11 protein-coding genes and 1 pseudogene are annotated in these 15,653 nt (G+C 47.4%); 10 read left to right on the top strand and 2 right to left on the bottom strand.

The genetic code is table 11. The features are described from left to right. The first annotated feature begins 10 nt into the window (after positions 1–10). The 9 genes from B5X68_RS13885 to B5X68_RS13845 all read left to right on the top strand — a co-directional run bounded on the left by B5X68_RS13885 (position 11) and on the right by B5X68_RS13845 (position 13,807). Positions 11–1,324, top strand: coding sequence for an MFS transporter (locus B5X68_RS13885; RefSeq protein WP_082215371.1), 1,314 nt, complete (start codon positions 11–13; stop codon positions 1,322–1,324). Positions 1,325–1,806: 482 nt separating this feature from the next. Continuing rightward, positions 1,807–2,877, top strand: a complete 1,071-nt coding sequence (locus B5X68_RS13880) for a sterol desaturase family protein (RefSeq protein WP_082215370.1) — start codon at positions 1,807–1,809, stop codon at positions 2,875–2,877. A 129-nt stretch (positions 2,878–3,006) separates the two neighbouring features. Next, positions 3,007–6,066 (top strand): SusC/RagA family TonB-linked outer membrane protein, encoded by a 3,060-nt coding sequence (locus tag B5X68_RS13875; RefSeq protein ID WP_229208414.1) that lies wholly within the window; start codon positions 3,007–3,009, stop codon positions 6,064–6,066. Positions 6,067–6,134: 68 nt separating this feature from the next. Beyond that, a complete protein-coding gene (locus tag B5X68_RS13870) occupies positions 6,135–7,703 on the top strand; it encodes a RagB/SusD family nutrient uptake outer membrane protein (RefSeq protein WP_082215369.1) in 1,569 nt (522 codons plus the stop codon). Between the two features lie 29 nt (positions 7,704–7,732). Continuing rightward, complete coding sequence (locus B5X68_RS29240; protein ID WP_229208413.1) at positions 7,733–9,265, top strand: arylsulfatase; 1,533 nt, start codon at positions 7,733–7,735, stop codon at positions 9,263–9,265. A 90-nt stretch (positions 9,266–9,355) separates the two neighbouring features. After that, positions 9,356–10,039: a hypothetical protein gene (locus B5X68_RS29235; RefSeq protein ID WP_229208412.1), complete on the top strand. Its 684-nt coding sequence runs from the start codon at positions 9,356–9,358 to the stop codon at positions 10,037–10,039. Positions 10,040–10,441: 402 nt separating this feature from the next. After that, positions 10,442–10,648, top strand: a complete 207-nt coding sequence (locus B5X68_RS29470; RefSeq protein WP_082215367.1) for a hypothetical protein — start codon at positions 10,442–10,444, stop codon at positions 10,646–10,648. A gap of 123 nt (positions 10,649–10,771) precedes the next feature. Continuing rightward, the gene (locus B5X68_RS13850; protein WP_082215366.1) at positions 10,772–11,104 is read left to right on the top strand and encodes a PadR family transcriptional regulator; all 333 of its coding nucleotides are present in this window, start codon (positions 10,772–10,774) and stop codon (positions 11,102–11,104) included. Positions 11,105–11,110: 6 nt separating this feature from the next. Further along, a complete protein-coding gene (locus B5X68_RS13845) occupies positions 11,111–13,807 on the top strand; it encodes an ABC transporter permease (protein WP_212568009.1) in 2,697 nt (898 codons plus the stop codon). 133 nt (positions 13,808–13,940) lie between these two features. Here B5X68_RS13845 and B5X68_RS13840 read toward each other — a convergent pair whose 3' ends face one another. Further along, positions 13,941–14,870, bottom strand: a complete 930-nt coding sequence (locus B5X68_RS13840; protein WP_082215364.1) for a ThuA domain-containing protein — start codon at positions 14,868–14,870, stop codon at positions 13,941–13,943. Between the two features lie 55 nt (positions 14,871–14,925). After that, positions 14,926–15,327: pseudogene (locus B5X68_RS13835) on the bottom strand (TIM barrel protein); the annotation flags it as partial. A 62-nt stretch (positions 15,328–15,389) separates the two neighbouring features. Between B5X68_RS13835 and tnpA the strand changes: the two are divergent. Further along, positions 15,390–15,653, top strand: a 264-nt coding sequence (gene tnpA / locus B5X68_RS13830) for an IS66 family insertion sequence element accessory protein TnpA (RefSeq protein ID WP_141110303.1), incomplete at its 3' end; no start/stop codon positions are given.

The raw sequence follows: 15,653 nt of genomic DNA, 5'->3' as shown, positions 1-15,653 counted from the left end.
ATTCACTTTGATGAGAAAGAACGATCCCAAAATTATAAACGCCTGGTGTATGTACGACTGGGCTAATTCGGTTCACGCACTTGTTATTGTATCCAGCATTTTTCCCGTTTATTTCAGCGCCACGGCACTAAAAGCATCCGGGACCGCATACAGTGATTTTCTGGGTTTTCACATCAAAAGCTCGGTATTGTTTTCCTACACAGTCTCGGCCTCTTTTCTGATCACGGCGCTTTTGATCCCACTGTGCACGGCAGTGGCCGATTATAGTGGTAAGAAGAAAAGATTTATGAAGTTTTTTTGCTACCTGGGTGCTGTTAGCTGCATGCTGCTTTATTTTTTTACCAAAGACACTCTGGTGCCTTCTGTTTTGCTGTTTGGATTGAGTCTGATAGGGTGGAGCGGGAGCATTGTTTTTTATGATTCATATCTGCCCGAGATCGCCACGGAGGATAAATTTGACAGTTATAGCGCCCGGGGATTTTCGCTGGGTTACCTGGGAAGCGTGCTGCTTTTGATTTTTAATCTGAGTATGATTTTGGCGCCTGCATTCTATGGCATTACCGATAAAGCACTGCCTGCCCGGATCTCGTTTTTTACCGTCGGATTATGGTGGATCCTTTTCGCGCAGATCCCATTCAGATATTTACCAGCCCACAAGCCAGCAAAGCAAAAGTCGGGAAACTGGATTTTTAACGGGTTTGCTGAGTTAAGGAAGGTTTATTTTAATCTGAGACAACAGCCTTTTCTGGCTAAATTCCTGAGTGCCTTTTTCATTTACACCATGGGCCTGAGGACTGTCATGTATGTAGCAACGATTTTTGGTGCAACCGAGCTGAAATTGCCTTCTCAAAGCCTGATCGTGACCGTTCTTTTAATTCAGATCGTGGGCATTATCGGCTCATTCACATTTGCGTGGCTATCAGGAAAGATAGGCAATATTTTTGCGCTGATGGTTGGCGTCGCGATCTGGATCGGCATTTGCACCGGCGCATATTACACCACCGAAGCCATGGAGTTCTACTTTGTGGCCTGCGCTGTGGGCATGGTCATGGGCGGCATCCAATCCCTTTCCCGCTCGACATATTCCAAGCTGATCCCTGAAAACGTCTCAGACACCGCCTCTTATTTCAGTTTTTACGACGTCACCGAAAAGCTCGCCATCGTCATTGGTACTTTCATCTACGGAACTGTCGAGTATCTCACAGGAAGCATGCGAAACAGCATTCTCGCACTTTTAGTCATATTCATCTTCGGTCTGATTTTGCTCTACCGCATTCCCTCCAAAAAGGCTTATCACTATCAGATGCAGGACAGTGAGAATTAAATTTTCGCCATTCTTGCTTAATAAAAATAATCTACTTTACTTTGTCTATCATTTTAGTAGGCTTATCAATTGAACCACCCGAGAGATAGGCATTAGGCATCAACACATTCGTTGTAAAGTTTTTTTTGTTTTAAACAAAATTGTCAGCTATGGCATTCAGGTGGTATTTTACCCGCAATTTTTCTTCTCTGGCTGGATGTAGCCAGCCTTGTTGTTGCTGACCAGCTCAGGGCAATAACTTCCTTACGCGCCTCCTGAACATCCGGCATGGTTACCCGTGCCCGTTTGTCAATATTCCCTTTTGAAATTTCAATTCAATAACCATGCATTGCTATGACGCTTTCTGATGTACTTCTGTTGGTAAAAAAAATTGCAGTCGGGATTTTTCTGACCCTGGTGCCGTTCGCATTGATTGCGGGCGGGATCTGGCTGGCGCAAAGTCTTCTCAATTAATCTGTAACCTTATTTAATCACTGCTCTTTATGAAAATTGAACAGCATGTTACGCAAAAAATATGGCGTGATGCACTTGTCAGTATTTTGCTTTATCTGGCCCCTATTGCGCTGATGTTTGTAACCTTTCATCTGACCGATCACAAACCCTGGACAATCAGCAATGGTTTACCATTTAAGGTGCCTGCATTCATCGAAGGGGTTTTTCAAAATCTCAGCTCCTGGGGATTGCCGGTGATCATTCTGGCCATTGGCGTTGTTGAATTTGCAGCCGGGCTGTACGAGACCAAATGGACCAAAAATGAGCGGATCCTGGACATTGTCTGCTTTGTAATACCCAAAATCATAATCCCGCCCGTTGTGGCCTATTACAGCCTGCAGTTGTTACCGCAATGGCTTCCAGGTGCCAAAAACAGCTTTTCCTGGGTTCCATTCTGGTGGGCTTTTGCTATTATTGCCGTTGCCGATGACCTCACGCAATACTGGTATCACCGCCTGCACCACCAGGTGCCCTGGCTATGGCGCTTTCACCGCACCCACCACAGTGCTCCTTACATGGGTATGGCCATGGCCGGAAGACAGAATGTCATTTACACCATTTTCTTTTCCCAGACTTATCTGACCGTAGCCCTTACCTATATGGGCCTGGGTTACGCGGCATTGTTTGTAAAGGTTGTTAAATCGCTGATCGTTACCGGAGCGCATTCAAGCATTCCCTGGGACAAGCCATTTTACCTGATCAAGTGGCTTAACCCGATTGGCTGGGTGTTGGAAAGGTTTATCTCCACACCAGCAACGCACTACGCGCACCACGCCGACACAACCGACGACGGGGTAGGGCATTACAAGGGAAACTTCGGAAATATGTTCTTTCTATGGGATATTATCTTTGGGACAGGCATTATAACGCGCCGCTACCCGAGCTCTTTTGGCATCAAGCATTACAAAGAAGAGGAATGGTATGCCCAATTTTTGTGGCCCATTTTCAAATCCAAAAAAGAAGGAAGTGAGCTTTCCGCTGATGGACCTATGGTTGGCGATCAAGTCCCTGTGAAACAAATCCAGATCGAGCCGCTCCTGGAAACGAAAGCAGCCAGTTAATTAACTGCATTTTACTTATCAAATCCTTCGCACGTATAGCAAACTCCGTTATACGTGCGCCGGGAAATCTTTGCCCAATTTTTTAAATAAAACAGTTCCAATCACTATCTACAATTATCTACTCCGAAAATGATCATTAAAAACTTACGCCTGATTTTGCTATTGGGTGCGCTGGCTTTTACTTCCACTTTGGCAAGGGCCCAGGACATCATTAGCGGAATTGTCAAAGACGAAACCGGACAAGGACTGCCCGGAGCAACCGTTGTCGAGAAGGGCAGTTCCAAATATGTGCAGACAGACCTGGATGGCAAGTTCAGCATCCCGGCAGCTAAGGAATTCCCGTTTACCATTCAGGTCAACATTACCGGTTTTCAGCAGCAGGAGATAGAAATCTACGAGCTGCCCACAGAACTGGTTGAACTTGTTCTCAAAACCGCCAACCTGCTCGATGAAGTGGTCGTAATTGGCTACGGAGAGCAAAAACGAAAGGATATCACAGGTTCGATTGCCTCTGTTCCGCTTGAAATAAAAAGCCAGCCGGTGGCGTCCGTCGAGCGGCTTCTTCAGGGCTCGGTTGCAGGCGCCGTGGTAACGCAGACTTCGGGACAGCCCGGCGGGGGCGTTAGCGTGCAGATCCGGGGAAACAACTCCATCACTGCCGGAAGCGACCCGCTTTATGTAATCGATGGTTTTCCAATTAATAACGATTACAGCCTGAGCGATGCGGGCGTTACCGACGGCTCAAAGATCAATCCCTTATCCTCACTGAGCACGGCCGACATTGAAAGCATTGATGTGCTTAAAGATGCATCAGCAACTGCCATTTACGGCTCACGCGGGGCAAATGGTGTGGTTATTATCACAACTAAAAGCGGCTCCAAAGACAAATCATCCATTCATTATGATGCTTTTTACGGCACCCAGCAGGTGATCCGCACCATTCCGCTTCTGAATGCAGGACAATGGTGGGCGCTTCGCAAGGATGCTGCCGCCAATTCGGGCAAAACGGTTTCCATCCCCAATATCAGCGGATACTCGCTGGATACAACCGGGGCGGGAACCGACTGGCAGGATGCCGCTTTCAGAAAAGCGTCCCAGCAAAGCCATAACCTGTCTATTCTTTCAGGCTCTGAGAAAACCAGGCTGGCTGTTTCAGGTAATTATTTCAAACAAAACGGGATCCTGCAAAACACGGATTTCAGAAGGTTTTCCGCCAGGGTGAACCTGGACCATCACTATAATGATCGTTTCCGGATTTTTGCCAGCTTAAACGCCAGCAATACCAAGGCTAATGTGGCTCCCAATGCCATTGTGGGTAATTTGCTGCAAACGCCGCCAGCATTGCCTATTTATCAGGACAATGGCAGCTTTGTTGTCAACAGCCCTTTTGAATCAGCGCTTCAAAACCCGATCAACTCCCTTTATAACCAGCTCAATGAGACCATTACCAACCGTTTTCTGGGTAATATTTCGGGTGAATACACCATTGCGGACGGTTTGAAGGCCAAGGTGCTGATCGGCGCCGATGTGGTTGGCAATAAGCAAAACCGCTATCTGCCCAGCACCACAGCCGAAGGTCAGGCATTAAGCGGTAATGCGATTGTTGGGTCGATATTTACAACTAACTGGCTTAATGAGAACACATTAAGTTATGATAAGGACATTAATGATAAAAACAGGATCAATGCAGTGGTCGGCTTCACTGCCCAGACCTCGCAGTCGAAAGGAGCTATCGCAGAGGCTGCCGGATTTGCAACCGATGCATTTGAATACAATAACCTGGCTACGGGAATTACCAACGTTGCGCCACGCTCGGTGGCCAGCGCCTGGTCACTGGCCTCTTACCTGGGACGCGTCAACTACATTTTTGATGACCGTTACCTGTTAACATTCACGCTTCGCGCCGATGGATCCTCACGTTTTGGTGAGGGAAACAAATGGGGATATTTCCCATCTGCCGCTTTCGGATGGAATTTGAACAATGAAAAATTCTTTCAGCAGTTCAAAAAGATCAGCCTGCTCAAAGTAAGACTCAGCGCCGGATCAACTGGTAACCAGAGTATTCCTCCCTATCAATCGCTTTCGCAGCTGGCCTATTTCAGGTATAATTTTTCCAATACCACCATTTCAGGTTACGCGCCCAATACAGTGCCTAACCCCAACCTGGGCTGGGAAAAAACATTTCAGGTTGATGCCGGGATTGATTTGGGTTTGTTTAAAAACCGCATCAGCATTATTGCCGATTATTATTACAAAAGAACCACCGATCTGCTGCTGACAAGAACAGTGGCAGGAACCTCGGGACTTTCGGATTTTTACAACGGGCAGGCTTCGGTGGTATACCAAAACATTGGCGAGGTCAGTAACCAGGGTGTTGAACTGTATGTAAATTCGCAAAACACAACGGGTGCTTTCAAGTGGAATACGATCTTTATTTTTGCTAAAAACACCAATAAGATCCTGAGCCTGGGCGAGAATGTAAACCAGATCATTCCCGTAATATCCGCCCCTTCCATTGCCAAAGTGGGCTCGCCGCTGGGTTCTTTCATCGTCTATAAAACAGACGGCATCATTCAGCAGGGAGATCAGGCCCTTACCCCGCAGCAAAACAAAAGCCCGGGGGGGCAGAAATACAAGGATATCAATGGAGACGGAGTCATTACCCAGGCAGGCGACAGGGTTGTAATTGATAACCAGCCCGGTTTTACCACAGGCCTTACCAACACATTTAGTTACAAAGGCTTCGATCTGACCGTATTCTTTCAGGCTTCCATCGGTGGCAAGCTCTATAATGCCAACCGCGCGAACCTTGAATTGGGCACAGGTTACGTAAATGCATCCGATGTGATGCTTAACCGCTGGACGCCTGTCAACACCAACACCGATGTTAAGGCTGCATTCCAGGATCCTGCCATTACCATCTCTGACCGCTTCATTGAAGATGCCACTTATTACCGGCTGAAAAACCTTTCATTCGGCTATAATTTGCCCAAATCAGTGCTTTCAAAAGTGGGGATAGACGCCCTGCGCATTTATTTCTCTGCGCAAAACCTGGTTACCTGGACAAATTATACAGGCTATGATCCGGAAGTGAGCCTGAACGGCCAGTCGCTGATCAACAAGGGCGTCGACCAAGGTGTGTATCCCAATAATAAGTCCTATCAGGTTGGCCTTTCTCTGTCATTCTAAGATAAAGGAAAGCGATTTAAACCAATATTAATGCATTGATGACTAAGCATTTAAATAAGAAAATTCAAATGAAAATTTTAAAATATATTCCGATTGCCCTGCTTTCACTGGGCCTGTCCTCGTGCTCGGAGTTTCTCAAAGAGGAGCCGGAAGCCTTTCTTTCTGAGGACCAGTATTACAAAACACAGACCGATGCCATCAACGCGGTAAATGCTGTTTATTTCTTTCTGAATTCAGGAGGCAGCTCGGTTCAGACGCCTTATAACACGCTTTTTAATACCGGAATGAACATGGCCGGTGATGACGAGGACCCGGGGCCAGGGGCAACAAACCCGGACGTTCGCTCACTGTCGGTTCTGGCGCATTCAGCAACCAACCTGCGCATCTATGAAATCTGGCAGCAGCATTATGCGGCCATCAAAAAGGCCAATGTGGTTTTGGAAAAGATCCCTGCCATTGAATTTGATAATGCATTAAAAGAGCGTCTTTTGGGTGAGGCCAAATTTTTAAGGGCACTTTATTACTTTAACCTGGTAAGGCTTTACGGCGATGTTCCGCTGATCACGGATTATCAGAAGTCAGTTGACCCGGCCGGATATGAGATCGCAAAATCTGCTTCTGCCGAGGTTTATGCCAGCATCGAGAAAGATCTGATCCAGGCCGCTGCCGTTCTTCCCGCGTCTTATTCCTCGCCAAATGTCGGCAGGGCCACTTCGGGGGCGGCCAAGGCAATCCTTGCAAAAGTTTATCTTACCAAAGCGTCTTTGCCATTAAGTGTTGCAGCGCATTACAAGGACGCTATTGCAACCGCTGAGCAGGCGCTTTCACCAGCGGATGGGGGAACGGGCGCTTATGGGTATGAGCTTGTTTCCAACTATGCAGAAGTGTTTTTGCCGGCTTTCAAAAACAATAAGGAGCACATATTCTCAGCCCAATTCAAGTCCAATTCGCTCAATCAGGGAAACAATGAGAATCCGCGCGCCATACTTTCAGGGATTCCTGGACTGAATGGTAACTATGCTCATATGGTTAGGTTTTATACCAACGGCAATGACAAATCATTCAGCATCTACAAGTTATACAAGCCTCAGGACAAGCGCAGGGCCGTCACTTTCACAAGAAGCTTTACGAGTCCGGCCAATGGCCGCGTGTATGCGCTGCCAATCGCCAATCCGGCCGTGCCTAATGATTCTACGCCGTTTTGGGGCAAATGGTGGGACCCGGCTTCGACGGCAGTTACCAACCAGTCGGCCGCTAATGTGCCCATTATCCGATATGCAGAGTTGCTATTGATCCACGCCGAGGCGGAAAATGAAGCCAACGGGCCAACGGCCAAAGCCTATAAATCGCTGAACCGGGTCAGGACAAGAGCAGGTTTGCCCAATCTTACCGCAGGGCTTTCCAAAGATCAGTTCCGCGACTCGCTGTATCTGGACCGTCGCCTGGAAGTGGTTTACGAATATCAAAGGTGGTTTGATCTGATACGCCAGAAAGATGGCAGCGGTAAATCCACATTTGTGAGCAATCTGCATAAGGTCGGCAAAACCAATGCGGCCGACAAGCACAGGCTTTACCCGCTGCCGCAGTCGGAAATTGATAACAATAAATTACTGGTTCAGAATCCGGGATTTGAATAAAAACATTAATCACAGCTAATATCCATACAATGAAAAGATCTTTAATTCCGGCAAAAGCCCTTGTGCTGGCAGCCATGGCGTGGATGGGCACAGGCCAGTCTGCCAACGGTCAACATACGCCCATCCAGCCCTATAAAGGCAAAATTGGTAAAACCATTAAGGAAACCAGCGAGTCCTGGGCGGAAAAGAAAAAAGCGCCTTCGGGAGCACCCAACGTGGTTTGGATCTTGCTCGATGATGTGGGTTATGGGGCCATCAGCACATTTGGAGGGCTTATTAACACGCCAACACTGGACAGTTTGGCCAATAACGGGCTGCGTTATACCAATTTTCATACAACTGCGATTTGCGCTCCAACCCGCGCTGCGCTGCTGACGGGCCGCAACTCGCATTCAGCGCATATGGGCCTGTTTCCTGAAACTGCTATTGGCACGCCGGGTTATGATGCGCAGATCCCCTTTGAGAAAGCAACTGCTGCCGAAATTCTCAAGGAGAACGGCTACAATACATTTGCATTGGGTAAATGGCACATTACGCCTCTGGCCGATCTGACGCCAGCCGGGCCATTCAACCGCTGGCCGACGGGCCGTGGATTTGAGCAGTTTTACGGGTTTCCCTCCCGGGGAAGCATCGACCAATGGCATGCTGAGCTTTGGGAAGGAACGCATCGCCAGAAAGACCAGCAGGATGGAAAGCACTTCAATGAGCTGATTGCCGACCGCGCCATCAGCTATGTTTCCGGTCAGAAAGCTGGAAATCCTGACAAACCATTTTTCCTGTACATTGCCACGGGAGCCGGACATGCGCCTCACCAGGTTGCCAAACAGTGGTCTGATAAATACAAAGGCAAATTCGATGGTGGCTGGGACGAGTATCGCCAGAAGGTTTTGGCCAATCAGATCAAGCTGGGCGTAGTTCCCAAGGATGCCAAACTGCCGCCGCGTAATGTGGGCGTGAAAGAATGGGCCACATTGAGTGCCGACGAGAAAAAGCTTTATGCGCGTTTTATGGAAACGTATGCAGGTTTTATCGAGTACACCGATTACGAGATCGGGCGCGTGATCAGCCATTTGAAAGAATCAGGGCAATTGGAAAACACGCTCATTTTTGTCTCTGTTGGCGATAACGGCGCCAGTAAAGAAGGAACCTTTGTGGGAACAGTCAACCATTACGGGGCCGGCATTACCGAGGAGCAGCGTTTGAAAAAGAACCTGGAAAATATAGATCTGATCGGCTCGGAATTCTCCAAAGTGAATTATCCCCTGGGCTGGGCAGCGGCCACCAATGTGCCTTTCCGTCAGTGGAAACAGGATGCCAACTCCGAAGGCGGCACCCATAATCCGCTGATCGTTTTTTATCCAAAGGCCATTAAAGAAAAAGGAGGCATACGCAATCAATACAGCCATATCATTGACCTGTTGCCTACGACACTGGAACTGATTCAGGCCAAGGTTCCAGAGCACATCAACGGCTACAAACAAGATCCTATCGAGGGCACCAGCCTGGCTTACAGCCTGAATGATGCTGCCGCCAAGGACCGCCACAATGTGCAGTATTACTAAATCCACGGCTCACGCGCCATTTACAAAGATGGCTGGAAAGCGGGATCCCTGCACGTAAAAGGGCAGGATTTCAATGCTGACAGCTGGCAATTGTATAATCTGAAAGATGATTTCAATGAGATTACTGATCTTTCGGCGCAGCAGCCCGCGAAATTAAAAGAGCTGCGGGCGTTGTTTGACAGTGAAGCCACCAAATACAATGTCTTTCCATTGAAAGACGGCACCCAGGGTTACACGCTGCAAACTGCCTATAAGGATCTGGACCGCGTTGTTTTGTATCCGGGTCAGTCTACGATCGTGGATGTTGCAGGGCCATTTGCCTTGAAAAAATCATTCAGCCTGATTGCCGATGTGGACCTTGGCGGCGTAGAAGACCAGGGCGTGCTGCTTTCGCGCGGCGGGTTTGAGGGAGGACTGAGCTTTTTTATCCAGAACCGTAAGCTCAACTTTGTTTATGCGGTTGGTGATGGCACTAAATACGTGGTCACATCTGAAAATGCGGCTCTGCCGCAAGGGAAAGTGCAGCTTCGGGCCGATGTAAAATACGATGATAATGGAGCAGGTCAGATCACTCTGTTTGCCAATAATTCCAAAGTAGGGGAGTCAAAGCTGGAAAAAACAACGGGTTATGTTTATCTGCATGAAGGGGTTAATGTTGGTTTTGATGACCTGACGCCTGTTGCAGACACTTACAAAGTCCCATTTGCCTTTACTGGGAAAATCAATCACGTAACCATTGATTACAATCCCGGCCAGCAAAGCAGCTTGAAATAAGGCTTACTTTGGCGCAGGAAAGTGGCGGATCTCGTCATTGAGCCGCGAGTACATTGCAAATCTATCCGAGGGGAGAAATGGCGTTTTGCGAATTATAGCAAGGCCGCTAACTTTTATAGGAAGTGAGGGTTTTGGTATAGAAGCGGGAAATTTAGTCTTCAAGCTAAAATGGACCCTTGACATTATTGCAGCGATTATCTCAAAAACGAGGGCGAATTTTGCCTATTTTCGCCCTCGTTATGACTACAAGGGCAAATCTTGCCCTTGTTTAATCCACCAGATATGGCTTACAATCGTTCGGATCGTCAAAGAGAATGGATCGGGAATACGAAATCTGCCGGCAACACAATTGACTAATCCTGCCACTGATCAGATGATCGCATCGAAAAAATTGATCAATTGATGAGTGAGATGAGTGAACAAATAAAGGAAGTCTTGCCCAAAGTATATTCAAAGGATCTGCTGGAAGTATTATTCAGACTGCCCTATGTTAAACGGAATTTCCTTGAAAGTTCGGGTCTAGGAAATCTTAAAACAGCAGGAGCTTACCTAAAAAGCCTGGAAGCGAAAGGATTCATCCTACCATTTCGTGGAATGTCAAAAATGTAACAAGGCTTCATACTCGGCAGGCAATCAGCTGGGGTTCAACATCGCCAAAAAATAGTTATTACTACTAAATAGTATTTATACAAAATCTTCGCTATTATTACTGCATAATAGTATTATTCACTCATGAAACGTTTTCAGCTCGGTGAATTCGAGGAAATTGTCCTTCTTACAGTAGGCGTGCTGCATGGCAATGCATACGGAGTAACGATCAAGGATGAGATCGAACAACGCCTTAAAAGGGAGGTAACCGTCGGTTCCTTACAGGTTACATTGCGAAGATTGGAATCGAAAGGATTCCTGAATTCAACGCCCGGGGATTCAACCGAAAGCCGGCGCGGGCGACCAAAGCTTTTCTTCGAAGTCACAGCTTATGGGAAAAGAGCCCTGGACTATTGTAAAGAATCGCGCGACGAGCTTTGGAAGGCGCTGCCCCAACTGGTGCTTAATCTTAAATAGAAGGCCATGAAAAGCGCTGAGCCACCTCGTTTCATCTTGCGTTTCCTGGAATGGTTTTGCAAGCCCGAATATCATGCCGATATCGAAGGAGACCTGCTTGAAATCTACGATAGACGGGTAGCAGCCTGGGGGAGAGCCCGGGCAAACCTGCACTTGTGCAAAGACGTGCTGTTCCTCTTTAGACCGGGAATTATCCGATCGGCTAGCATTCACCAACCTATACCCTCCAACGGTATGATCAGGAATTATTTTATGATGGGGTGGAGAAACCTCCGGAAAAACAAACTTTACTCGACGCTCAATGTGCTGGGCCTCACATTCGGAATGGTTTGTTTTCTGTTGATCGGTCTTTATGTATATGATGAGCTCAACTTCGATACCCAGCATAGTAAGGCGGAAAGAATTTATCGTGTCATTACCCACGAAAAAAGCCCCAACAATGAAGCTGCAACAGTCGCCGCAGCTGGTTATATGGTGGCCGAAGAAACCAAACAAAAGTTCCCGAATGTAGAGCAGACAACACGCATGCAACGCATTGGGCGGGCTAACCTTGTGGATCCCGAAAATCCTGTCAATGTACAGGAGGCCATTACTGTCGCGGATCAATATTTGCTTGAGGTATTTGATTTCCCGCTTCTTGAGGGCGATCGGCGTACTGCGTTAAAAGAGCCGAATTCTATTGTTATTACCGAAGACCTTGCTATGAGAATCTTCGGCAGGACTGATGTAATCAATAAAAATTTGCAGTTCAGCCACATGGATAATCCAGTAAAGATCACGGCGATCTTGAAAAATCATCCACAGAATTCCAGCTTTACTTTTACCAGTGTGCTGTCGGAGTCGACGCGGTATTCCAATGAAGAATTCATGCGTGACGCCCTGAGTGACTGGGCTTCACAGAACTACACCGTCTATGCATTGTTAAAGCCTGGTGTGAATGCTGATTCTGTTTCCAGCAGAATCACTGGCCTGGTCCAAGCCAATGCATCGCTCGAACCCGGCACAAAACTTTCGTACAGCCTTCAGCCATTGAAGGACGTGCACTTGAAATCTGAAGGAATTATCGATGGCGCAAGAAATTCAAATGTTGATCCTATTCCGCAAGGCAATCCTGTATACGTAACAGTGTTCCTATTTACAGCCATTCTTGTCTTGCTGATCGCAGGAATAAACTACTCAAATCTGACCACAGCCCGGGCCTCGAGCCGGCTTAAGGAAATCGGTGTCCGAAAAGTGATCGGAGCCGTGCGTAGCAATCTGATCTGGCAGTTTCTGGTCGAATCCTTCATCACAATGGTGATCGCTTTCGGGTTTGCTGTGCTCATCGTTGCGTTATTGCTGCCTTCATTCAATGAATTTGTCAATAAAAAGTTTTCGCTTTTCTCCTCGGTGGGCTTAGGTTTCTGGGCCGCTGCGGCAGGCTTGATCATTGCGATGGGTTTGCTTTCCGGCGGTTACGTCGCCCTGTTGCTTTCCTATTTCAAACCGGTTTCATTACTAAAAGGCCTGGTGCTCAAAAGTGGTAGTGATTTCTCGGTGCGCAAAGCATTGGTCGTCCTGCAGTTCACAATTTCGACTGTAATGATCATTGGTACGATTGTGCTCTTCCGGCAGGTACGTTTTTTAAACGAGAGTAACCTGGGCTTCAACAAAGACCTGATGGTGGTCATCGACGTGAATGTGCTCAAGGCCCGCTCCAACTTTGATTGGGTGAAAAACGAGATGTCCAAGATTGCCGCCGTAGAGCAAGTGTCTGTAACGTCGCACGTGCCCGGGGATTGGAAAACATTAGTGAGAGTCAAACTCAAAAAGGATGGTGGTAGCAATCAACTGCACACAGCCTATGTGATTGGCGCGGATAAGGATTTTCTGGCCACCTATGGGATCGAGTTGCTCAAAGGCAGGAACTTCAGCAATGAGAATGACACCTCGGCAATCCTGATCAACGAGGCGGCCGCAAAGATTCTCGGCATTACTCATATTTCCAATGAAGCCGTTAATATTCCACAAAGTGCCCGCGGTTCCTCTTTTGCTCCGGTTTATGACGATATCAACGCTTCGTTTAAACCGCGTGTGGTAGGCATCGTGAAGGATTTCCATTTTCAATCGCTGCGGGCGAAGATAGAGCCATTGATCATTGCCTACCACGACAACCCGATTTATCCAATCGATTATTACTCTGTGAAGATCCAACCGCAGAACATTCAGGCTACCCTCGAAAAGCTTAAAGCAGTCATGCTAGCAAACGATGAACGCGAGCCTTTCGAATACCACTTCCTTGACGAGCAGCTCGCCCGGTTCTACATGGAAGATCAGCGCAGCCAAACGATTCTCGGTTGGGTAGCCCTGGCCAGTGTGGTCATTGCATGCCTGGGTCTCTTCGGACTTGCTACCTACTCGGCACAACAACGGTTGAAGGAAATCGGTGTGAGGAAAGTTCTGGGTGCCAATCTGTTAAGCATTATGGCGTTGCTCTCTAAGGATTTTGTGAAACTGGTTTTGATCGCCTGCTGCTTTGCATTCCCTGTTGCGTGGTTTGGCGCTAACTGGTGGCTGCGGGAATATGCTTATCACATCGGCGTAGAGTGGTGGATCTTTGCACTGGCTGGCGTGATAACAACCGGTATTGCTCTGCTCACGGTGAGTTACCAGGCCATCAAGGCCGCATTGATGACCCCGGTGAAGACTCTCAGGTCGGAGTAAAAGGGCAGGGGAAATACTGTTTTTTTAATTTTTCTTGACAGCGATTGATACATTCACTTCCATAAGCTTACACGGTTGATGTAAGGCTATGGAAGTGTAGTACATGTCTTTGTATGGAATATCGCTAGACCGTTTACTTTGTGGCAGGCTTGACAGGCAAGGGATTCATTGCTGCAATATCTGTACGATAAGAAGCAGTAGTTGCAGTTGGAAAGTTAGCGGGTACTTTTTGGGTTACCTTTCCGGTGGCCGCCCATTCTGTTCCCCGAAGCAGCAAGACGCCAAAATCGACGGAACTCATGCCTACTGCATCGTGTCCGATGGTATGGTGGAAAATCCTTCCTTTCCCATAATCCAGCACCATGACCTGCGGCTCATCGTAAGCTGTTCCTTGATTGGCCGGATCGGAATAAGCTGTCGCCAGAATGGTCATATTTTCACCTGGCCCGCGTAGTTTGGCATAAAGCTCATCATTGTGGTGCATCCAAACCGGGGGCAATCCTTTGGTAATCGGATGATCCGTTTTGACCAGCTTGATCGGAAAAGGTGTTCTGGCACCGTGGCTTCCCGCACTTCCTGGCTTGGTATCTTCTATGAGTTTTCCGTCTTTGTAATACCAGTACGGGCCGCTTTTTTCGTTGCGGTCACGCCAGCCGCCGACGCCGATCATTTTATTGAATTCAACCCAGCCGGGGAAAGAATTGTTGGCCGCATGTATAATGACAAGTCCGCCGCCATTGGACATATATTGCTCAAATGATTTTTTCAACGGGTCAGGCCAGCGCTCGGTTGGTACGTCATAGTTCAGAACAATTGCCTGGTAATCAGTAAATGTTGGCATAAAATTACTAAAATCACCATCCTTGCCGGGTGCAGAAACAACCTCTACTTCAAATGGCTGATATTCGTCCAAGAGCTTTTTCAGGATTTGTGTACCAATGTCAATGCGGTGATATGGATTCGATTCGCCGTCCAGGATCATCACCTTAATTTTCTTTTGTGCCTGAACTGATAAAACTGCGAACAGTATGAAAAGCCCGGCGAGAAAAAATCTATTTTTCATCTGTCATCATTTATGTTGAACTATAAAATTCCTGTCTATACAAAGGTGATGGACATTATGCAATATCGCAAATGCCGATGGCTTGTTTTAGGGATGCAATGTCATCTTTCCGGCTCGGAATGAATTCCTGGCCCACAAATCCTTTGTAACCCGTGTCCACGATCGTTTTCATGATCGCCGGATAATACAGCTCCTGCGTTTCGTCGATTTCGTGTCTGCCCGGAACGCCGCCGGTATGGTAATGCGAGATGTATTGATGGTATTTCTTAATGGTTGCGATCACGTCGCCTTCCATAATCTGCATGTGATAAATGTCATACAGCAATTTGAATTTCTCGGAACCCACCATTTCACACAAACCTGCGCCCCATGAAGTGCGGTCGCACATGTAATCCTTATGGTTTACTTTGCTGTTGAGCAATTCCATTACCAGCGTAACATTGTGCTTTTCAGCGGTGTGTAAGTGTCCCTAAATGACAGACAGTTTGAAATTAGAGAATATCACTTAATTTTAAACTGATGAAAAAGACGAGATTCACAGAAACCCAGATCGTTTCGATCCTCAAACAGCAGGAAACCGGCATCACTACTAAGGAGATTTGTCGGCAGCATGGCATTTCTGAGGCCACTTTTTATAACTGGAAAAGCCGGTATGGAGGAATGGAAGCATCTGACGTCAAACGGCTGAAAGATTTGGAGGAGGAAAATTCACGCCTGAAAAAGATGTTTGCCGACCTGAGCCTGGACAATCAAATTCTTAAAGAACTTTTCGCAAAAAAGGGC

The organism is Dyadobacter psychrophilus, from assembly GCF_900167945.1.
Taxonomy (GTDB): Bacteria; Bacteroidota; Bacteroidia; order Cytophagales; family Spirosomataceae; genus Dyadobacter; species Dyadobacter psychrophilus.
Note: the sequence above shows the minus strand (reverse complement) of the source record. Positions and strands in the feature narration are given on the sequence as shown.